The 515-nt window shown below is 44.9% G+C and carries 1 pseudogene; it reads left to right on the top strand.

Annotated features, from left to right (window positions below):
- Nucleotides 1-515 (top strand): annotated as a pseudogene (gene pyrG / locus E3E28_RS10745) (CTP synthetase); the annotation flags it as partial.

Genomic DNA, 515 nt, shown 5'->3' with positions numbered 1-515 from the left:
TGGGTATCCAACCAGATGCAATCGTTGCAAGAAGTGAAGATCCTCTTGAGGAAAGCGCGCGTAAAAAGATCAGCCTCTTCACAAACGTTCCAGAGGAAGCTGTGATAAGCGCATATGACGTTGAAGACACTTATGAGGTTCCGCTTTTGCTTGAGAGAGAAGGACTCGGAAAATACCTCGTTAAGAGGCTCGGTCTTGAGGATAGAGAGCCTGAATTGAAAGCTTGGGAGAAAATGGTTGCTAAATACAAGAGCCTCAAAGATTCTGTTGAAATCGCAATAGTCGGAAAGTACGTGAAGCTCAAGGATTCATATCTGAGCATAATCGAGGCATTGAAGCACTCAAGCGTCGCAAATGATGTAAAGGTAAAAATCAGATGGATTGAAGCAGAGGATGTCGAGAAATACGGCACTGACTTGCTTGAGGGTGTTGACGGCATAATAGTGCCCGGAGGATTTGGTGCAAGAGGGGCTGAAGGTAAGATGATGGCAATCAGATATGCAAGAGAAAATGAC

The sequence above is a fragment of the Thermococcus sp. 21S9 genome (genome assembly GCF_012027635.1).
Taxonomy (GTDB): domain Archaea; phylum Methanobacteriota_B; class Thermococci; order Thermococcales; family Thermococcaceae; genus Thermococcus.
Note: the sequence above shows the minus strand (reverse complement) of the source record. Positions and strands in the feature narration are given on the sequence as shown.